The organism is Variovorax sp. BGA-UO-ETr-C22 (assembly GCF_059567965.1).
Genome location: NZ_JCAQPA010000007.1, coordinates 359,131 through 377,969, shown reverse-complemented (window position 1 = coordinate 377,969; position 18,839 = coordinate 359,131). Strand labels below are relative to the sequence as shown.

Genomic DNA, 18,839 nt, shown 5'->3' with positions numbered 1-18,839 from the left:
GCCTACTTGACCTCGAACACCGGCTTGAAGCCGGTCGGCGGCAGGATGTCGGCCTGCTTCACGCTCTTGATGTTGCCGGCGTCGACCACGAAGATCTTCGGGCCGACGTGCTTCACCACGTCCTTTTTCTCGAGCAGGCGCACGGCCTGGTCGACCGCGATGCGGCCCTGGATCACCATCGAGTCGGCCGGCGCGGCCACGATGCGGCCCTTCTGGATGCCTTCGTACACGCCCGGCGTCATGTAGAACGAGAGCACCTGCACCTTCTTGTCGAGGTTGCGCGCGCGCAGGATGCCGGTGGCGGCCTCGGCCGTCACGGCCGTGCCGGCCACGTAGGCCAGGTCGGGGTTGCCCTGCAGCACGTCTTCGACCAGCTTGGCCTGCGCCTCCTTGCCGGTGTCGCCGTACTTGGGGTCGAGCACCGTCACGGCGCTGCCCTTGATCGCTTCCATGAAGCCCTTGTGCGCGGCCTCGACCCAGCCCGCGCCGGCCGGGCCGGGGAACCAGCCGACCTTCACCGGCGGCGAACCGGCCGGGTGCTTCTTCGCGAGGTACTCGCCGGTCGACTGGCCCATCGTGTAGAACGAGACGAGCGACTTGGCCGACAGGTCGGGCGAGCTGATGCCGTTCACCAGGTCGATCACCGGCACCTTCTTCGCGGCCGTGGCCTTGATGACGTTGTTGAGCCCGTCGCCCGAGATCGCGCCGATGACCACGGCGTTGGCGCCGCGCGCCACGCAGTCCTCGATCTGCGAGACCTGCTTGCCCAGGTTGGTGTAGCCGCCCGCGTCGACCACCTGCAGCTTCACGCCCAGGCGGCGGGCCTCTTCGATCACGCCGTAGTCCACGCCGAGCCAGTAGGCGTCCTTCATGTGCGGGAACGACACGCAGATGTCCCACTTCTTCGACGCCTTGGCCAGCGGCGTGTAGTCGATGGGTTTCTTCGTGCCCTCGGCCGAGAAGGCGGGCTCGGTGGCCTCGGCCTTGTAGGGAAACCAGTCGGCGGCCGAGGCCGGGGCGTGCCACGCCAGGGCGGTGGCGAGCGAAGCGGCGATCAATGAAACGCGCAGGGGCGAGCTGTTCATGAAGAACTCCTTGGGTGACAGCAGTGAAGAAAAAGGGGAGGACGGGCGCGCGTCAGGCCGCGAGTGCGGCCCGCAGGCGGTCGAGCCTTCGTCGGCGTTCGGCGCGGGCGTCGAGCGCCTGCGCCATGTCGACCTCGACGAAGCGCGCCTTGTGGTTGGGCTGCATCTGGGCGATGAGGTCCATGTCGGCGCTGATGACGGTGCCCACCATGGCGTAGCCGCCGCCCGACACCGCGTCGCGGTGCAGGATGATCGGCTCGCGTCCGCCCGGCACCTGGATGGAGCCGTACGGGTAGCCCGCATCGACGATGTTCGACGGGTCGTCGCCCGCGCCGAAGGGTGGCGTGCGGTCCTGGAACTTCAGCGGCGTGCCGTGCTTGTAGCGGTAGCCGATGCGGTCGGCCTCGGAGCCGACGGTCCAGGTGTCGGCGAAGAAGCTGTGCACCGACACCTCTTGCAGGCGATGGAAGTAGATGCCCGGCAGCACGCGCAGGGCCACTTCTTTTTCGAGCACCGGCAGCAGCGCGGCATCGACCGTGCGGCCCGCGCGGGCGCTGGCCGAAGGCGTACCTACGGGGAGCTTGTCGCCGGCCAGCAGCTTGCGGCCGTTGAAGCCGCCGAACGCGCCCAGGCCGTAGGTCGAGCGGCTGCCCAGCACCACCGGCACGTCGATGCCGCCGGCCACGGCGATGCACATGCGTGCGCCGAGCTTCATGAAATCGAAGCTCAGCTTGTCGCCGGCCTGCACTGTGAAGGACTCATTGCGCGGCATCTCGTTGCCGTTGAGCTTGATCTTCGCGTCGGCGCCGGTCACGGCCACCAGCGCGGGCGCGTCGAACTGCAGCTCGGGCCCGAGCAACGTGCTTTCGATGACGGCCGCGCCTTCGTCGTTGCCCACCAGCAGGTTCGCGAGCACCAGGCTTTGCTGGTCGAGCGCGCCCGACAGCGGAATGCCCAGGTGGTAGTAGCCGGGGCGGCCGGCGTCCTGCACGCTGGTCGCGAGGCCGGGCTTGAGCACGTCAATCGCCATGGAGCACCTTCAGCAGTTGTTGGTTGTAGCCATCGGGGTCGGCCAGGAAATCGTTGAGGGAGAACGACACCGGCGCGATGCGCAGCGCGTAGGTGCCGGCCTCGACCTGCGCGACCTGGCGGTCGTACTCGGCGCGGTCGATGGGCTTCCACTTGACGATGTCGCCGGGCTGGAAGAACACCATCAGGTCCTTGAGGTACGACAGCCGCTGGGCGGGGTCGAAGATCGGTGCGGGCGTGACGCCGAACATCTGGTAGCCGCCCGCGCCGCGCACCGAGTAAATGCAGCTGAAGCAGCCGCCGTGGCCCAGCGTGAGCTTGGGCGTGTCGGTGCGCGGGCTCAGGTACTTGGGCACCTGGATCTGGCGCTGGCGCTCGACCATCTGGAACAGGAAGGGCAGGCCGGCCACGAAACCGACCATCGACACGAACCACGGCGCCGACGAGTGCGCCTCGATGAAGGCCTCGACCGAAGCGTGGCCGTTGATGCGCGCGGCGTACTCGATGTCGGTGCTCGACGGGTCCTGGTGGCGCTCGCGAAAACGCATCAGCGTCTCGTGCGTCCACGGGTCGTTGTAGAGCACCGGGATCTCGACGATGCGCGTCTGCATCTGCAGGTCGGCATCGCCCAGGCCCGCTTCGATCTCCTTCAGCGTGGCCAGCAGCGTGTCGGGCGCGATCGTGTCGGGGTCGAAGCGCACGAGGTAGGCGGCGTTGGCCGGGCAGATCTCGGTCACGCCGGGCAGCGCGCGGCGGCGCAGCTCGTTGCAGATGGCCATGCCCTTGAAGAAGGCGGGCAGCGACATCTCTTCGCTGATCTCGACGAACAGGTGCTCGTCGCCGCCGAAGCTGTAGCGGGCTTGCGCAGGGAGGGTGCTTGCAGCGGTCATGCGGCCACCTTCAACATGGGAGGCGCGTCGGCGAGTGGATTCGCCGCGAGCCAGGTTTCGAGAAAACCGGTGTGGAACTCGGCCTTGGCGACATCCGCGTCCTCGCACAGCGCGCGGTGCAACGGGATCGTCGTGTGAATGCCTTCCACCTGCAACTCGTCGAGCGCACGGCGCATGCGGGCCAGGGCACTGGCGCGGTCGGTGTCGTGCACGATGAGCTTGCCGAGCAGCGAGTCGTAGTAGGCCGGCACGGTGTAGCCGGGAAACAGGAAGGTGTCGAAGCGCACGCCCGGGCCGCCCGGCACCACGAGCTGCGACACGAGGCCGGGGCTCGGCATGAAGTTCTTTGCCGCGTTCTCGGCGTTGATGCGCACCTCGATGGCCGCGCCGGTCAGGCGGATGTCGTCCTGCTGCAGGCGCAGCGGCTGGCCGAGCGCGATGCGCAGCATTTCCTTCACGAGGTCGACGCCGGTGACCATCTCGGTGATCGGGTGCTCGACCTGGATGCGCGTGTTCATCTCGATGAAGAAGAACTCGCGCGTGTCGTCGTCGTACAGGTACTCGAGCGTGCCCGCGCCGCGGTAGGCCACGGCGCGTGCGAGCCGCAGTGCCGATTCGCACAGCGCGGCGCGCGTGGCCTCGCTGATGGCGGCCGAGGGCGCTTCTTCCCACACCTTCTGGCGGCGCCGCTGCAGCGAGCATTCGCGCTCGAAGCAGTGCACCACGCGCTCGCCGTCGCCCAGGATCTGCACCTCGATGTGGCGCGCCTGGCGGATGAAGCGCTCGAGGTACACCTCGCCGTTGCCGAAAGCGGCCTGCGCCTCGGCGGTGGCGGTGGCGAACTGCTGGCGCAGCTCGGCCTCGTCGTGCGCCACGCGGATGCCGCGCCCGCCGCCGCCGGCCGAGGCCTTGATCATGATCGGGTAGCCGATGTCTTTCGCCACTTCGACGGCGGTGTCGGGGTCGGTCACCACGCCCGCGCTGCCGGGCACGGTGGGCACGCCGGCGCGCAGGGCGGCGGCACGCGCCGCGGCCTTGTCGCCCATGGTGCGGATCGCATGCGGCGTCGGGCCCACGAACACCAGGCCCGCGGCCTCGACGCGCTCGGCGAAGGCTGCGTTCTCCGAAAGAAAACCGTAGCCCGGATGCACCGCGCCGGCACCACTGTCGGCGGCGGCCTGCAGGATCGCGTCGATGCTCAGGTAGCTCTTGGTGGCGTGCGCCGGGCCGATGCGCACGGCCTTGTCAGCCATGCGCACGGCGAGGCTCTGCGCGTCGGCGTCGCTGTAGACGGCGACGGTCTTCAGCCCCAGCTCTTTCGCGGCGCGGATGATGCGCACCGCGATCTCGCCCCGGTTGGCGACCAGCAGTGTGTCGAATGCGGCGGTCATGGGCGGTTGCCTCAGGCCGTTTCGATGACGGCCAGCAGCTGGCCCGGATCGACCGGCTCGCCGTTCTCGACGGCGAAGCGTGCCAGGCGTCCTGCCGCGTCGGCCGTGACTTCGCTGAACTGCTTCATCACCTCGACCAGGCCGAGCACGTCGCCCACGGCCACGGTGTCGCCTTCGGCCTTGAACGGCGGCGCGTCGGGCGCCGAGCGGCGGTAGAAGGTGCCCGGCAGCGGGCTCAGGACTTCATGGGTAGCGGGCATCGGGACACTCCTGGAACAGGTTCGGGTAACGAGGAAAAAAACTCAGGCGGGCTTGGCCAGGCCTGCAACTTCGATGCCGTTGTCGGCAAGGGCGCGCCGCGTGGCCTGCACCAGCGCGAGCGCGCCGGGCGTGTCGCTGTGGATGCAGACCGAGTCGAAACCGATCGCCACGTCCTGGCCGTCGACCGTGCGCACCACACCCTCGGTGCAGGCGCGCAGCACCTTGGCGGCCACGGCCTCGGGGTCGAGCGCGCCGACGCGGCGCGTGAAGACGATGGAGCCGCTCAGGTCGTAGTCGCGGTCGGCATAGAACTCGCGCACCACCGGCTGGCCCAGCTCGCGCGCCACCTGGAAGGTGACGGACGACTCCATGCAGAACAGGCGCAGCGTGGGTTCGATCTGCTGCAGCGCGGTGACGAGGGCGCGCGACAGCGCCTCGTCGCGCGCCGCATGCATGTACAGCGCGCCGTGCGGCTTGATGTGCTGCAGCGTCATGCCGGCCAGGCGCGCGAACTCGCGCAGCGCGCCGAGCTGGTAGACCATGTCGTTCACCAGCTCGTCGGCCGGCGCGGTGATGTGGCGGCGCCCGAAGCCCACGAGGTCGCGAAAGCCCGGGTGTGCGCCGATGCCCACGCCGTGTTCGCGGGCCAGCAGCACCATCCTGCGCATGATGTTCGGGTCGCCGGCATGGAAGCCGGTCGCGATGTTGGCCGAGCTGATCAGCGGCATGAGCTGCTCGTCCACGCCGTCGCCGATGGTCCAGGGGCCGAAGCCTTCGCCCATGTCGGAATTCAGATCGATCCGCGTTGTCTTCGTCACGTCGTCCCGCCTTTGTGTGGTGCGCATCGCCAAGGGGGCGGTGCAGGTTGGCGCGAAGGTTAGCCAGCAGTCGAAAGGCCGAAAAGCATTGTTTTCAGGCGGTCCGATATCTGAAAAACAGATGCTGCAAGCCGCTGGAATGGGCGCTACGCTGGAGGGAAGCGATCGCGCGGTATCGGGTTTTCGCCCGAGGCAGGCAGCGCGTATCCGTAAATACCCTAGGAAGACGGCGCCATGTCCCTGACCCTTCGCCAGCTCAAGTACTTCTCTGCGGTGGCCGAGGTGGGGCGCATCTCGCACGCGGCGCTGCAGCTGAACATCTCGCAGTCGGCCGTGACCACCGCCATCCGCGAGCTCGAGGAGCTGATGGGGCAGCAGCTCTTCGAGCGGCACCCGCATGGCGTGGAACTCACCAAGGCCGGGCGCCGCTTCCTGAGCCACGCCTACGCGGTGCTGTCCGCGGCCGACGAGGCCGTGCGCATGCCGCACGAGGGCGAGAACGTCGAGGGCTCGCTCACCATCGCGGCCAGCTACACGGTGCTGGGCTACTTCCTGCCGCACCACCTGCAGCGCTTCGAGCAGCTGCATCCGCAGGTGACGGTGAAGGTGCACGAGGTGGCGCGCGAGGCCATCGAGGAGGGCCTGATCACGCAGCGCTACGACATCGGCGTGGTGCTCACGTCGAACGTGGTGCTGCGCGAACTGTCGCTCGAAACTTTCTTCGGCTCGCAGCGCCGGTTGTGGGTGCCGGCCAAGCACCCGCTGCTGGACAAGGCCGAGGTGACGCTGGCCGACGTGGCGGCCGAGCCCTACATCATGCTCACGGTGGACGAGGCCGCGGCCACCGCGCTCAAGTACTGGAGCAAGACGCCGCACCAGCCGCAGATCCGGCTGCGCACGAGTTCGGTGGAAGCGGTGCGCAGCACGGTGGCCAACGGGCTGGGCGTGACGGTGCTGTCGGACATGGTCTACCGCCCGTGGTCGCTGGAAGGCAAGCGCATCGAGACCATCAACCTGCGCGACGCGGTGCCCACGATGAACATCGGCCTGGGGTGGAAGCAGGGCGTGGAGTTTTCGCCGGCGATGACCGCGTTCCGCAACTATTTCCGGCAGCTGTTTCTCGAGCCGGCATCGGGGCGCACGGGGCGCGGCCGCGCCTGACACTGCAGGGGGAAACCCTGCCGGCATCGGGCCGGGATGACCCGGCGCAAGGAAAGCACGTCGCGCCAGCGTCACAATAGCCGCTGTCCCGAGCGCGCAATGCGGCATCGGCACCTTGCACCTCCCCGGAGATCGATCCCATGAAAGCAACCTGGAACGGCGTCACCATCGCCGAAAGCGACGACACCGTGCTCGTCGAAGGCAACCACTACTTCCCGATGAGTTCGCTCAACCGCGACGTGGTCACCTTCAGCAACCACAAGACCACCTGCCCGTGGAAGGGCTCGGCGAACTACTACTCGCTGCTGGTCAACGGCGAGCTGCACGCCGACGCCGCCTGGTACTACCCCGACCCGAAGCCCGAAGCCGAGGAAATCCGTGACCGCGTCGCGTTCTGGAAGGACGTGAAGGTCAGCGCCCAGTGAGCACCGCCGCCTTCGCTCCCCCGTTCACGCCGCCGGCCGAACTGGCCGGTGCGCTGCGCGAACACGGTTATGCGGTGCTCAGCCCGCAGGGCGTGTGCGACTGGCTCGGCGTGCCGCTGGCGCAGCTCGAAGCGCTGCATGCCGACTGGAACGACCTGCCGCCCGACGAGTACCTGAAGGACGGAGGGCGCTACCGCACGCGGCGCCACGCCTGCTTCACGGTCGAGGCCGACGCCACGCTGGCGCAGGTGCCGCACCGCGCGCACTGGCAGCCGGTCGAATACAACGCGCTGCACGGCGGCATGCAGCGCTGGTTCGCGCCGATGCTCGAGGCCACGGTGGCGCAGCCCGTGTGGCAGCGGCTGATGCAGCAGCTCGGCCAGGTCAGCAGCGACATGCGCGGCGCAGCGCAGCGCTGGTTCGTGGAAGCGCACCAGTTCCGCATCGACACCGCCGGCGGCATCGGCCGCCCGACGCCCGAAGGCGCGCACCGCGACGGTGTTGACCTGGTGGCGGTGGTGCTGATCGGGCGCCAGGGCATCAAGGGCGGCGAGACGCGCGTGTTCGAGGCCAACGGCCGGCGCGGCGAGCGCTTCACCATGACCGAGCCGTGGACGCTGCTGCTGCTCGACGACGCGCGCGTGATCCATGAATCGACGCCGATCCAGCCGCTGGAAGAGGGCGGCGATGGGTGGCGCGACACGCTGGTGGTCACCTGCCGGTCCGAGGGTTTCCAGGGGGATTGAGACGCCTGCGGACTTCGCTGGTCGGAGTCCTACAGGGCGGGTTCTGCATAGCGGTTAAATTCGGGGCCCGACCCGGTGCGAACCGGGTCCGTCAGTCTGTCTGTCTGCGAACGCTAAGCGAGGTCCCGCCATGTTCAATCACATCCTGGTCCCCATCGACGGCTCCGAAACTTCCATGCTCGCGGTCAGCAAGGCCAGCGGTCTCGCCCTGGCCTTCGGCAGCCGCATCACGCTGATCCACGTGATCGACAACTACCCCTTCATCGGCGTGGGCGCGGACTACGCGCTCGGCCAGAACGAATACCTCGCGGCGGCCACCGCCAGCGCCAACGCGGCGCTCGCACGCGGCGTGGCCGCCCTGGCGGCCGAGGGCCTGCACAGCGACCAGCGCGTGATCGACGGCCACGTGGTGCACGAAGGCATCGTGGACACCGCCATCGCCATCGCGGCCGACCTGATCGTGATGGGCTCGCACGGGCGCAGCGGCATCGAGAAACTGCTGCTGGGCAGCGTGACGCAGCGCGTGCTGCAGGACGCCACCATGCCGGTGCTCGTCGTCAAGGGCCGCTGAGCACGAAACCCGCCGCACGCTCGAAGTGCAACGGCTCCCGCGTCGCGGGATGCACGAACCCCAACTCCCTGGCATGCAGCAGCAGGCGCGGCGCGCGTGCCTGCAGCGCGGCATCGCCGTACAGCGCATCGCCCAAAATCGGGTGCCCGATCGACAGCAGGTGAACGCGCAGCTGGTGTGAGCGGCCGGTGAGCGGCTCCAGCAGCACGTGCGTGGCCGCCGGGCCGCCGGGCGGCGACACGCTGGCCAGTGCGCGCCAGCGCGTGAGGCTGGGCTTGCCCGCAGGGTCGATCTTCTGCAGCGGTCGGCGCGGCCAGTCGGCCATCAGCGGGGCGTCGATGAGCGACCAGTCGTCGCGCTGCGGCATCACGCCATCGACCACGGCTTCGTAGCGCTTGTGCACCTCGCGGTCGGCAAAGGCCGCGCTCAGGGCGCGCTGCATTTCCAGGCCGCGCGCCATCACCACGAGGCCGCTGGTGCCCATGTCGAGCCGGTGCACGATGAGCGCGTCGGGCCACTGGCGCTGGGCGCGCGCGCTCAGGCAGTCCTGCTTGCCCTCGCCGCGCCCGGGCACGCACAGCAGGCCGGCGGGCTTGTTGAGCACCAGCAGGTGGGCGTCTTCGTGAACGGGGAGCAGGTCGGGCGGCGAAGCGGTCATGGGGACAGCGAGTGTAGAGAGGCTCAGAAAGCCGGAAGAAGGCTGGGCTATCCTCGACCGATATGCCCGGCGCCGCTTCTCCTCCCTTGTCTCCCACGTTCATCGACCTGAGGCGCGAGCGCCCCTTCATGCAGCTGTGGGTGGCGCGCCTGTTCGGCACCGCCGCTTCGCAGATGATGCTCGTGGCCATCGGCTGGCACATGTACGAGCTGACGGGCAGCGCGTGGGACCTGGGGCTGGTCGGGCTGTACCAGTTCGTGCCGGCGCTGCTGCTCGCGCTGCTGGCCGGCCATGTGGTGGACCGGCACCACCGCGGTCGCATCGTGGCGGTGTGCTTCGCGGTGCAGGGCACGGTGGCGCTGGCGCTGCTGTTCGCGGTGCTGCACAAGAACGACACGCGCGGGCTGCTGCTCGGGCTGTCGCTGGTGCTGGGCGCGGTGCGCGCCTTCCAGATGCCGGCGCAGCAGGCGCTCACGCCGCTCCTGGTACCGCCGCTGCTGCTGTCGCGCGCGATGGCGTTCAGCTCGGCGGGCATGCAGGGCGCGATCATCGGCGGCCCCGCGCTCGGCGGGCTGCTGTTCGTGGCGGGTATGGCGGTGGTGTACGGCGCGAGCGTGCTGTGCTTCGCGGTGGCCTGCGTGCTGGTGCTGCGGCTGCGCTACGACCACGCGCCGGCCGCGCGCGAGCCGGTCACGCTGGCCACGGTGTTCGCGGGCGTGAATTTCATCTGGAAGCGCAAGCCGGTGCTGGGCGCCGTGTCGCTCGACCTGTTCGCGGTGCTGCTGGGCGGCGCGGTGGCGCTGCTGCCGATCTATGCCAAGGACATCCTGCACACCGGCCCCTGGGGCCTGGGCCTGCTGCGCAGCGCACCGGCGGTGGGCGCTCTGGTGATGTCGATCGCGCTCACGCGCCGGCCGGTCGAGCGCAACGTGGGGCGCACGCTGCTGCTGGCCGTGGGGGCGTTCGGGCTGTGCATGGTGGTCTTCGGCTTGTCGAAGAGCTTTCTCGTCTCGCTCATCGCCCTGGCGGTGTCGGGCGGGGCCGACATGGTCAACGTCGTGATCCGCCAGACGCTGGTGCAGCTGGAAACGCCCGACGCCATGCGCGGGCGGGTGAGCGCGGTCAACTCGATCTTCATCGGTGCGAGCAACCAGCTCGGCGAGTTCGAGTCGGGCGCCACGGCGGCGCTGCTGGGGCCGGTCGGCTCGGTGGTGCTCGGCGGCGTGGGGACGATGCTGGTGGCGCTGACGTGGTTCCGCCTGTTCCCGTCGCTGGCGCAGCGCGACCGGCTGGTGGTCGCGGCGCCGGCTTCGGCGCGGCCCTGACCGTCAGTCGAAGAGGGCGCGGGCCTGCGGCACGTCGAGCGTGAGGTCGCTCTGCGCCACGGCCACGCAGGGAAGAATCCAGCCGTCGATCTTTTCGTCGAAGCTCAGGCCCGGCCATTCGATGAGGTGGCGGCTCTCGCCCGACAGGCGCTGGCAGATGCAGGTGCGGCAGGTGCCGTTGCGGCACGAACTGGGCAGCTCGATGCCGGCCGCCTCCGCCGCATGCAGCAGCGTGACGCCCGCCTCGGCCTCGAATTCGAGGCCCGACGGTTCGAGGCGGACCTTCATCGCGCGGGAGGTTCTTGCTGCTGTTGCTGTTCGCGGCGTTGCTCGCGCAGCATGAAGAGGTACAGGCTCTCGACCTTGTCGCGTGCCCAGGGGGTCTTGCGCAGGAACTTGAGGCTGGAACCCACGCTGGGCTCGCTGATGAAGCAGCGGATCGGCACCAGGTGCCCGAGCTGCTCCCAGCCGTAGTAATCGGCCAGCGCGGTCACGATGGCCTCCAGCGTGAGGCCATGCAACGGGTTGCGCGGCTGCGCCGGCTTGGGGGCGGGCGCGGGGACGTCGGTCACTCGGTCACTTGTTCTTGAGCTTGCCGCGCGGAATCACCGCCGTGGTGACGGTGCGCACGGGCTCGATGCCGCCGGTGGGTGCCTTCGGCGGCGAGGTGTCCTTCTTCGGTTTCTTCGCTTCCTTGTTGGTGCGTTGCTGACCCTTGGCCATGTGCTTTCTCCAGTTGATACGTGCGGATGCCGGAGGAGTTTAGCGGTGCGGCGACAATAGCCGGTTCCACACGTTTTTCCGCTTTCATGTCCGATTACGAAGTTCGCCCCGCCACGATGCGCGACGCCAAGGCCGTCGCCGAAGTCCATGCCCTCTCTGCCAAGGCCGCCTACGAAGGCATCCTGTCCGAAGACGACCTGCGCGTGCTGGCCCCCGCCTCCCGCGAGGCCAAGTGGCGCGAGGCCATCGAATTCAGCGAACCCCAGGTCCATGTGGTGACGCACGGCAGCGAGATCGTCGGTTTCGTGGGCTTCGACCGCTCGCGCGACCCCAAGACGCCGCCCACCACGGGCGAGATCTGGGCCATCTACGTCAAGCCCGAGCACTGGGGCAAGGGCGCCGGCGTGGCCCTGTGGGACGCCGCCCGCGAAGGCCTGGCCGAAGAAGGCTGCACCACGGTCACCATCTGGGTGCCGCTGCGCAACGACCGCGCCATGCGCTTCCACGAACTCGCCGGCTTCAAGCGCGAGATGAAGACGGCCAAGACCACGGCCCTGGGCACCGTGCGCGTCGAAGAGATCCGCCTGAAGCGGGCGGTGGACTGATCCACCCCCGGATGCCGCGTACGGTCTTCACCGGCGCGGCCATCGGCTGCGGATAAGCTCGCCGCTTCTTCCACAGCCCGACTTTCGCCCATGGCCACCAGCCTGCTCCTGCTGCTCGACGACATCGCCACCGTGCTCGATGACGTCTCCGTCCTCACCAAAGTTGCTGCCAAGAAGACCGCCGGGGTGCTCGGCGACGACCTGGCGCTGAACGCGCAGCAGGTCACCGGCGTGCGCACCGAGCGCGAGCTGCCGGTGGTGTGGGCCGTGTGCAAGGGCTCCCTCGTCAACAAGGCGATCCTGGTGCCGGCCGCGCTGGCCATCGGCACCTGGCTGCCCTGGCTGGTGACGCCGCTGCTCATGGTGGGCGGCGCGTTCCTGTGCTTCGAGGGCGCCGAGAAGCTGGTCCACAAGTTCCTGCACAAAAAGGAGCACGAGGCCGACACCGCGCGCCACCAGAAGGCCGTGGCCGACACCACGGTCGACGTGGTCGCGGTCGAAAAAGACAAGATCAAGGGCGCGGTGCGCACCGACTTCATCCTCTCGGCCGAAATCATCGCCATCACGCTGGGCACCGTGCAGGGCCAGCCGTTCACGACGCAGCTCAGCGTGCTGGTCGGCATCGCGCTGATCATGACGATCGGCGTCTACGGCCTCGTGGCCGGCATCGTGAAGCTGGACGACGCGGGCCTGTACCTGAGCCAGCGCAGCAGCGCGGCGGCGCGCGCCCTGGGCCGCGGCATCTTGGCGGCGGCGCCCTGGCTCATGAAGGGCCTGTCGGTGGCCGGCACGGCCGCCATGTTCCTCGTGGGCGGCGGCATCCTGGTGCACGGCGTGCCGGCGTTCGGCCACGCGGTCGAAGACTGGGCCAAGGCCACGGGTGGCGTGTTCGGCACGCTGGGCTCGATGGGCGTCAATGCCGTCGTGGGCATCGTGGCCGGCGCCATCGTGCTGGCCGTGGTGGAACTCGTCGGCAAGCTGCGCGGCAAGAAGGCGGCGGCGCACTGAGCGCCTGTTGACCTTGCGGCCGGGCCTCAGCGGTCCGGCTTGCCGCGCTGGAACAGGCCGACGCCGACCAGCGCCACCCCCAGCGCGAGCGCGAACCAGCCGACGAGGTACGCGCCGGCCACCATCTCGAACCAGCGCGTGCCCTGCAGGAAGCGCGGGCCCAGCAGCACGGCGACGCCGATCAGGAGGCAGAGGATGCCGCGCTCGATGGTGCGCAGCTGTCGTTGGGGGCGTCGGGCCATGGGGGTCTTTGCAAGGGAAAACGGAAGCGGCCATTGTCCCGCGCCGCGCGGGGAGGCCGGCAGTCGCCTCAAAACGTCGCGTGCGCGCATCGCTCGGCGCGCAAAAATGCTTCCAAACGTTGCAGAATCGCAGGCCATGCCATACCGCCACCTGCCCACCGGTTCCGCCTTCTTCCTCCCGTTGCGACGCGCCTGCGTGGGCGCCTCGCTGGCCGTGATGGCCGCCACGGCCTTCGCGCAGCCGCAGCCCGACCCCGCCAGCTTTCCGCTGGACTCGGTCGGCTACCTCAACGAGGAGCTGCCGCGCATGGAAGCGGCCATTGCCGCGAAGGACCGCAGCTTCTTCCTCGGCGCGATGACGCGCATGGTGCAGTTTTCCGAGCGCTGGGGCTTCAAGGCCAAGGCCAACCCCGAGCTGGCCGCCTACCCGATGTGCACGGCGGCCGTCATGGACTACGCGGTGGTCGGCATGTGCCGGCTGAACCCCGCCGACGACGCCTGCGAGCCGGGCCTGGCGCCGCGTTTCGATGCGAACGTGAAGCGCTGCCGCGAGCTGGCAGCGCAAAAATAGGCCTCCGGCCTTTCTTCTTTTCCTTCATCGAACGAAGTCCCTGCGCCATGGCCGTGCGTGCGGGGCGGAGACACACGCATGGACTACACCCGCTACCAGACCCTCGCCCTCACGCGCCGCGGCACGAACGGCGCGGTGCTCGACATCCAGATGCGCGCCGCCAACGGCAAGCTGCCCACGGCCGGCCATGACGGCCACCGCGAGCTGGCCGAGATCTGGCGCGACGTGGCGGCCGACGACACGGTGCGCTGCGCCGTGCTGCGCGGCGAGGGCATGGGCTTCTCGGGCGGCGGCGACCTGGGCATGGTGCAGGACATGACCACCGACGACACCGTGCGCCAGCGCGTGTGGAAGGAAGCGCGCGACCTGGTCTACAACCTTATCAACTGCGACAAGCCCATCGTGAGCGCCATGCACGGCCCGGCCGTGGGCGCGGGGCTGGTGGCGGGGCTGCTGGCCGACATTTCCATTGCAAGCAAGAACGCGAAGATCGTCGACGGTCACACCCGCCTGGGCGTGGCGGCGGGCGACCATGCGGCCATCGTGTGGCCGCTCTTGTGCGGCATGGCCAAGGCCAAGTACCACCTGCTGCTGTGCGAGCCGGTGAGCGGCGAGGAGGCCGAGCGCATCGGCCTGGTGTCGCTCGCCGTGGACGAGGCCGACCTGCTGCCGCGCGCCTACGAGATCGCCGACCGCCTCGCGGCCGGCAGCCAGAGCGCGATCCGCTTCACCAAGTACGCGCTGAACAACTGGCTGCGCCAGGCGGGGCCGACCTTCGACGCCTCGCTGGCGCTGGAGTTCATGGGCTTCGCGGGCGCCGACGTGCGCGAGGGCGTGGCCTCGCTGCGCGAGAAGCGCGCGCCGAACTTCGGCTGAGCCGACCTCCGCCGGATCAGGCCTTGCTCAGCCCCTGCAAGGTCTGCAGCAGCACGACGCGCGTCTGCCCCAGCACCATGCCCTTCCACTCGTCGTTGTCGCAGTAGAACGCGTCGCGCAGGCGGCGGCGGATCTCTCGCTTCTGCGCTTCGGGCGCCTCGGGGTGGCGGCGCAGCCAGGTGTCGGCGCGCAGGCGGTCGAGCACTTCCAGGTCGGGCAGCGTGCCGAATTCGAGGCCCATGGGCGCGACGCGCGCGTTCGGGCATTCGTCGTACGCGGTCGAGATCACCGGTCCCGACACGTCGGCCGAGGCCGAGTCGCCCGCGAAGGGCGCGAACACGTCGGCGCCCCACCAGGCGTGGGCCAGCGCGAGGTCTTCGGGCGTGTTGCGGCCCGGGTAGATCTTTTCGCCGTGGCCGTAGGGGCCCAGGCCCGTGTGCACGTCGATCCAGCCCAGGTGCGTGGCCGAGGCCGCATAGCCGCGCAGGATGGCGCGGATGGTGCGGTTGCTCCACGACGGCGCGGTGCCGCCGTAAAACAGGCCGTCGGGCGAGGTGTACTGCCCGCGCGTCACGGCCGCGCGGAAGGCGGTCATGCCGTGCGTGGCGATGTAGGCGGCCACGGCCGCGTCGTCGGCCGGCGTCGGCGGCCAGCTGGCGGGCAGCACCAGCGGCTCCACGTCGGCGTACTCGGCATTCACCGGCAGCGGCGCGCTGAAGTCGATGTGGTTGCGGTTCAGGTCGATGTTGTCTTCGTTGGTGCGGTGCAGGTGCGAGAAGCCGTGCGGGTTCACCGCATGCACCAGCAGCAGCGTGACGCCCGCGCGCTCGAGGCGCGCCAGCAGGTCGGCGTCGTTCAGCGTGGCCACCTGCGCGCCCGAGCCGCAGAAGCCCTCGGGGCCGTGCGTGCCCGAGGTGACGAGCAGCACCTTTTTCGCGTCGGCCGCGCCGATCAGCGCGACGTCGGTGGCGAGTTCTTCGCCGAGCGCGCCGCGGTGCGTCGGGTGCACGAACGACTCGACGGTGGCGCCGCGCGCCGCGGCGGCCTCGAGGAACTTGGCGCGGGCTTCGACGTACGTGCCCGAGAAATGGCGGGTGGCGGCGGTGGCAGGCTGGGACATGGCGGGAAGATTCCTGTGCATGAAGGCGGGAAGGAGGAAGACGGTATCAGGCCGGCGCGTGGGCGTGGGCCGCATCGATGTCGCGGCCCGTGTGGTCGCGCAGCCAGAGCAGGCCCAGCAGCGACACCAGCGTCATCCCCACCAGGTACCAGGCCGGCGCCAGCTTGCTGCCGGTGGCGTTGACCAGCCAGGTGCTGACGAAGGGCGCAAAGCCGCCGAACAGCGCCACGCCGACGCTGTAGACCAGCGACATGCCGCTGGCGCGCACGCGCTTGGGAAACATCTCCGGCAGCATCGTGATGCCCGGCACCGTCTGCACCACCAGGCCGATGCTCAGCACGCCGAGCACGGTGAACAGCACCACGGGCGTGGGCGAGGCGTTGAGCCACAGAAAACCCGGGTAGATCAGGATCGCCATCACGATGCGGCTCCAGAGGATGAGCGTCTTGCGGCCCACGATGTCCGACCACTTGCCCACGAAGGGCGCGAGCGCGAACGACAGCAGGCCCGTGAGCGCCGCACCGAACAGCGCCACCGAGGGCGTGAGGCCGAGCTCGCGCACTGCGTAGGTCGGCATGTAGAAGGTGACCACGTAGGCCGCCGTGGTGCCGCCCACCAGCGCGAGGATGGCGGCCAGCACCGTCCTGCCGTGCTGCGTGCAGACGATCTTCAGGCTGCTCTCGCGCGGCGCCTTCGCGTCTTCGGGCGTGATGTGCAGCGACTCTTCGAGGTGGCGGCGGATGTACATGCCCACCGGCGCGATCAGCATGCCGAGCACGAAGGGTACGCGCCAGCCCCAGCTCTGCATGGCCTCGGCGGACAGCGAGACGGTCAGCACGCCGACCACCACGGCACCCATCAGCACGCCCAGGCCCTGGCTCGCGAACTGCCAGCTCGCCATGTAGCCGCGGTTGGCCGGCGTGGCGTGCTCCACCAGCAGCGTGGTGGATGCGCCCACCTCGCCGCCGGCCGAGAAGCCCTGGATCAGGCGCGCCAGCACGATCACGATCGGCGCCGCGACGCCGATGCTCGCGTAGGTCGGCGTGAAGGCGATCAGCGCGCAGCCCAGCGCCATCAGGAAGATCGTGAGCGTCATGGCCTTCTTGCGGCCCGCGCGGTCGGCGTACGCGCCGATCACGATGCCGCCCAGCGGCCGCATGATGAAGCCGACGCCGAAGCTCGCCACCGTCAGCAGCAGCTGGCCGTAGGAACTGAAGGTGGGGAAGAACAGCTTGCCGATCACCAGCGCGAGAAAGCCGTAGACCGTGAAGTCGAAGAATTCCAGTCCGTTGCCGATGGTGGTGGCCACGATGGTCTGGCGCCGGCGGGCCGGCGACGAGGGCGATGTGGGCGAGGGCTGGGAAGCGAGGGTGTTCATGTGTCTCCTGTGTGTATCGGGGGCGCAGGCCGCGTGGGCCCGAACCGCGGCGGATGCTAGAGACTCGCCGCTGTCATGAAAAGACAATAATTGGGCGTCAACGATAACTTTTGGTTGTCACTCCAAAGATGAAACCCAATCAGTTGCATGCCTTCGTGGCCGTGGTCGAGCAGCTCAGCATCCGCGCCGCCGCGCGCGTGCTCGGCATTTCGCAGCCGGCCGTGACCAAGATCGTGCGCGAGCTGGAGCGCGAGGTCGGCGCGCCGTTGGTGGAGCGCAGTGTGAAAGGCGTGCGGCTCACCCAGTTCGGCCTGGCCTTCGCGCCGCGTGCGCGGCTGCTGTTGGCCGACATGGAACGCGCGCGCGACGAAATCGCGCAGATCCGCGACGGCGCCACCGGCTCGGTCTCGCTGGCCGTGAGCGCCTCGTTCGCGCTCACCGTGCTGCCCGCCGCCTTCAAGGACTTCCACACCCGCCTGCCCGCGGTCGACGTGCAGTTCAGCGAGGCCGTGCTGCCGTGGATGCTCGCGCGGCTGCGCGACGGGTATCTCGACTTCGCGGTGGCGCACATCGTGCCCGGCACGCTCGATCCGCAGTTCGAGGCGCTGGAGCTGTTCCCGGTGCAGCTGGTGGTCGGCCTGCGCGAGCGCCATCCGCTGCGCAATGCGCGCTCGCTGAACGACCTCTATGCCGCCGAATGGGTCCTGCCGGGCGACGACCATGGCGGAACCAACGCCGTGGCGCCGCTGTTCACCCCGCTCGGGTTGCCGCCGCCCACGCGCGTGCTGCAGGGCCACTCGGTCACCGTGGCGCTCGCGCTGGTGGGCCACATGGATTTGATCGGCCTCTTCGTCGAGCCGCTGGCAGGGCTCAGCTTCAAGCGCCACGGCATCCGGCGCGTCGACGTGCGCGAGACGCTGCCGGTGCTGAACGTGTGCGTGGTGCGCCGGCGCGGGCAGCCGTCGACGCCGGCGGCGCAGCACTTCATCGAGTGCATTCAGCGGGCGTCGGCGGCGGCGATGAAGGTGTAGCGGAGGCGGGGCGGCTCAACTCCAGAGCAGCAGCACCACGAGAGCGATGCCGGCGTAGGCGGCCAGGTAGCCGACGCCTGTCAGTAGCAGCGCGAAGCCGACGAGGTAGATCATGCGTCGCCCCCAATCCGGCGCGCTCGGTACGCAACGCCAATAGATCAGCGCGGCCGCGAGGATCAGCACTCCCGCGAATAGACGGACGAAGAAGATCGCGATCTCGGGAGGAAAAAGGACCGACTGGTACAGCCAGATACCGAGGAATCCCGTCAGCGGGATCGAGGCCGCCCAAGCGAGCACGCCAAGTGCGAGGCGGCCCGCTGTTTTCATTGGGTGGCCTTCGTACAGCATGGATTTCGGCGCCGAATGCTCGTTGGCAGTCATGAATTTCCTCCCTGATTGGCGTTTCGAAATGGAACGCTCTGGAGGCGATGCTAGGGGCGCGAGCGCCAAAACACTGTTCTCAAATGAGGCTTCCGCTCATTCCCGTCAAGCCGCCGGGCCAAGCTTCCCTGGCCCCAGCTCAACGCCAGAACAACACCAGCGCCACGAAAAGCAGTTTGACGCCGAAGGCCGCGAGGGCGCTGGCGACCACCATCAGCACCACGAAGGCGACGAAATAGGCCACGCGCCGGCCCCAGTGCGGCACGCTCGGCACGGCATACCAGTAGAGCAGCGCGGCTGCGCCGAGGTTGATGGCCTGGACTGCATACATGGTGACGCGCGAGGCGTCGGGCGAGTCAAGGGCCGACGGGCCCAGCCACATGCACAGAAGTCCCAGCAGCGGGACCACGGTGACCCAGGCGAGCACGCCGAGCGCCAGGCGTCCGGCCGTCTTCATCGCAGGGCCTCCCGCCTGGTCGATGTTTCACTGGCAGTCATGAATTCCTCCTTGATGGCGTTTCGACATCGAACGCTCTGGCGTCCG

Annotated in this window: 25 protein-coding genes; 10 read left to right on the top strand and 15 right to left on the bottom strand. The window is 69.1% G+C overall.

The genetic code is table 11. The features are described from left to right. Positions 1–2 precede the first annotated feature (2 nt). From torT to AC57B8_RS05655, 6 genes are read right to left on the bottom strand one after another with little or no spacing between them, the layout of a single operon-like run. Positions 3–1,085 carry a TMAO reductase system periplasmic protein TorT gene (gene torT, locus AC57B8_RS05680; RefSeq protein ID WP_496478923.1) on the bottom strand — a complete coding sequence of 361 codons (1,083 nt, stop codon included), beginning with the start codon at positions 1,083–1,085 and terminating at the stop codon, positions 3–5. A gap of 52 nt (positions 1,086–1,137) precedes the next feature. Further along, entirely contained in the window at positions 1,138–2,115 is a 978-nt protein-coding gene (locus AC57B8_RS05675) for a 5-oxoprolinase subunit C family protein (protein ID WP_496478922.1), read from the bottom strand. Next, the gene (locus AC57B8_RS05670; RefSeq protein ID WP_496478921.1) at positions 2,105–3,004 is read right to left on the bottom strand and encodes a 5-oxoprolinase subunit B family protein; all 900 of its coding nucleotides are present in this window, start codon (positions 3,002–3,004) and stop codon (positions 2,105–2,107) included. The genes AC57B8_RS05675 and AC57B8_RS05670 overlap by 11 nt, the downstream gene beginning before the upstream one ends. Then, positions 3,001–4,395, bottom strand: coding sequence for an acetyl-CoA carboxylase biotin carboxylase subunit (locus AC57B8_RS05665; protein ID WP_369629607.1), 1,395 nt, complete (start codon positions 4,393–4,395; stop codon positions 3,001–3,003). The genes AC57B8_RS05670 and AC57B8_RS05665 overlap by 4 nt, the downstream gene beginning before the upstream one ends. 11 nt (positions 4,396–4,406) lie before the next feature. Further along, positions 4,407–4,655 (bottom strand): acetyl-CoA carboxylase, encoded by a 249-nt coding sequence (locus tag AC57B8_RS05660; RefSeq protein ID WP_095746198.1) that lies wholly within the window; start codon positions 4,653–4,655, stop codon positions 4,407–4,409. 42 nt (positions 4,656–4,697) lie between these two features. Further along, positions 4,698–5,474, bottom strand: coding sequence for a 5-oxoprolinase subunit PxpA (locus AC57B8_RS05655; RefSeq protein ID WP_487863375.1), 777 nt, complete (start codon positions 5,472–5,474; stop codon positions 4,698–4,700). Positions 5,475–5,708: 234 nt separating this feature from the next. Between AC57B8_RS05655 and AC57B8_RS05650 the strand changes: the two genes are divergently transcribed. The 4 genes from AC57B8_RS05650 (at position 5,709) to AC57B8_RS05635 (ending at position 8,377) form a co-directional block, all read left to right on the top strand. Beyond that, positions 5,709–6,635, top strand: coding sequence for a LysR family transcriptional regulator (locus AC57B8_RS05650; RefSeq protein WP_062477611.1), 927 nt, complete (start codon positions 5,709–5,711; stop codon positions 6,633–6,635). 140 nt (positions 6,636–6,775) lie between these two features. Beyond that, positions 6,776–7,060, top strand: coding sequence for a DUF427 domain-containing protein (locus AC57B8_RS05645; RefSeq protein ID WP_056579293.1), 285 nt, complete (start codon positions 6,776–6,778; stop codon positions 7,058–7,060). After that, on the top strand, positions 7,057–7,806 hold the full coding sequence (locus AC57B8_RS05640; protein WP_495303411.1) for a 2OG-Fe dioxygenase family protein: 750 nt from the start codon (positions 7,057–7,059) through the stop codon (positions 7,804–7,806). Before AC57B8_RS05645 ends, AC57B8_RS05640 begins: the two co-directional genes overlap by 4 nt. Before the next feature lie 130 nt (positions 7,807–7,936). Then, complete coding sequence (locus tag AC57B8_RS05635) at positions 7,937–8,377, top strand: universal stress protein (protein WP_056579296.1); 441 nt, start codon at positions 7,937–7,939, stop codon at positions 8,375–8,377. Here AC57B8_RS05635 and AC57B8_RS05630 read toward each other — a convergent pair. Continuing rightward, the gene (locus AC57B8_RS05630; protein WP_496478920.1) at positions 8,364–9,035 is read right to left on the bottom strand and encodes an RluA family pseudouridine synthase; all 672 of its coding nucleotides are present in this window, start codon (positions 9,033–9,035) and stop codon (positions 8,364–8,366) included. The genes AC57B8_RS05635 and AC57B8_RS05630 overlap by 14 nt on opposite strands. Before the next feature lie 128 nt (positions 9,036–9,163). On the opposite strand from AC57B8_RS05630, the gene AC57B8_RS05625 reads away from it, so the two are divergent. Beyond that, a complete protein-coding gene (locus tag AC57B8_RS05625) occupies positions 9,164–10,360 on the top strand; it encodes an MFS transporter (protein ID WP_369632800.1) in 1,197 nt (398 codons plus the stop codon). 3 nt (positions 10,361–10,363) lie between these two features. On the opposite strand, the gene AC57B8_RS05620 is transcribed toward AC57B8_RS05625, so the two are convergent. The 3 genes from AC57B8_RS05620 to AC57B8_RS05610 are packed head-to-tail and all read right to left on the bottom strand — an operon-like array spanning position 10,364 to position 11,083. Then, positions 10,364–10,648 carry a 2Fe-2S iron-sulfur cluster-binding protein gene (locus tag AC57B8_RS05620; protein ID WP_307696131.1) on the bottom strand — a complete coding sequence of 95 codons (285 nt, stop codon included), beginning with the start codon at positions 10,646–10,648 and terminating at the stop codon, positions 10,364–10,366. Beyond that, positions 10,645–10,932, bottom strand: coding sequence for a VF530 family protein (locus AC57B8_RS05615; protein WP_070062546.1), 288 nt, complete (start codon positions 10,930–10,932; stop codon positions 10,645–10,647). The genes AC57B8_RS05620 and AC57B8_RS05615 overlap by 4 nt, the downstream gene beginning before the upstream one ends. A gap of 4 nt (positions 10,933–10,936) precedes the next feature. Beyond that, entirely contained in the window at positions 10,937–11,083 is a 147-nt protein-coding gene (locus AC57B8_RS05610; protein WP_167395057.1) for a hypothetical protein, read from the bottom strand. 86 nt (positions 11,084–11,169) lie between these two features. Between AC57B8_RS05610 and AC57B8_RS05605 the strand changes: the two genes are divergently transcribed. Continuing rightward, positions 11,170–11,688, top strand: a complete 519-nt coding sequence (locus AC57B8_RS05605; RefSeq protein ID WP_062477596.1) for a GNAT family N-acetyltransferase — start codon at positions 11,170–11,172, stop codon at positions 11,686–11,688. 90 nt (positions 11,689–11,778) lie between these two features. Beyond that, positions 11,779–12,696 carry a DUF808 domain-containing protein gene (locus AC57B8_RS05600; protein ID WP_496478919.1) on the top strand — a complete coding sequence of 306 codons (918 nt, stop codon included), beginning with the start codon at positions 11,779–11,781 and terminating at the stop codon, positions 12,694–12,696. Between the two features lie 26 nt (positions 12,697–12,722). Here the strand turns inward: AC57B8_RS05600 and AC57B8_RS05595 are convergent, their stop codons facing one another. Then, positions 12,723–12,938, bottom strand: a complete 216-nt coding sequence (locus AC57B8_RS05595) for a hypothetical protein (protein WP_062477590.1) — start codon at positions 12,936–12,938, stop codon at positions 12,723–12,725. Positions 12,939–13,074: 136 nt separating this feature from the next. On the opposite strand from AC57B8_RS05595, the gene AC57B8_RS05590 reads away from it, so the two are divergent. Both AC57B8_RS05590 and AC57B8_RS05585 read left to right on the top strand, forming a co-directional pair. Then, positions 13,075–13,509: a hypothetical protein gene (locus AC57B8_RS05590; protein WP_496478918.1), complete on the top strand. Its 435-nt coding sequence runs from the start codon at positions 13,075–13,077 to the stop codon at positions 13,507–13,509. Positions 13,510–13,587: 78 nt separating this feature from the next. Continuing rightward, the gene (locus tag AC57B8_RS05585; protein WP_496478917.1) at positions 13,588–14,385 is read left to right on the top strand and encodes an enoyl-CoA hydratase/isomerase family protein; all 798 of its coding nucleotides are present in this window, start codon (positions 13,588–13,590) and stop codon (positions 14,383–14,385) included. A gap of 16 nt (positions 14,386–14,401) precedes the next feature. On the opposite strand, the gene AC57B8_RS05580 is transcribed toward AC57B8_RS05585, so the two are convergent. Further along, complete coding sequence (locus AC57B8_RS05580) at positions 14,402–15,505, bottom strand: M14 family metallopeptidase (protein WP_496478916.1); 1,104 nt, start codon at positions 15,503–15,505, stop codon at positions 14,402–14,404. 46 nt (positions 15,506–15,551) lie between these two features. Next, complete coding sequence (locus AC57B8_RS05575) at positions 15,552–16,883, bottom strand: MFS transporter (RefSeq protein ID WP_496478915.1); 1,332 nt, start codon at positions 16,881–16,883, stop codon at positions 15,552–15,554. Between the two features lie 128 nt (positions 16,884–17,011). On the opposite strand from AC57B8_RS05575, the gene AC57B8_RS05570 reads away from it, so the two are divergent. Further along, positions 17,012–17,914 (top strand): LysR substrate-binding domain-containing protein, encoded by a 903-nt coding sequence (locus tag AC57B8_RS05570; protein ID WP_159275969.1) that lies wholly within the window; start codon positions 17,012–17,014, stop codon positions 17,912–17,914. A gap of 15 nt (positions 17,915–17,929) precedes the next feature. On the opposite strand, the gene AC57B8_RS05565 is transcribed toward AC57B8_RS05570, so the two are convergent. Together AC57B8_RS05565 and AC57B8_RS05560 are read right to left on the bottom strand one after the other, a co-directional pair. Then, positions 17,930–18,295, bottom strand: coding sequence for a hypothetical protein (locus tag AC57B8_RS05565; protein WP_157755147.1), 366 nt, complete (start codon positions 18,293–18,295; stop codon positions 17,930–17,932). A gap of 139 nt (positions 18,296–18,434) precedes the next feature. After that, a complete protein-coding gene (locus AC57B8_RS05560; protein ID WP_496478914.1) occupies positions 18,435–18,752 on the bottom strand; it encodes a hypothetical protein in 318 nt (105 codons plus the stop codon). Positions 18,753–18,839 lie beyond the last annotated feature (87 nt).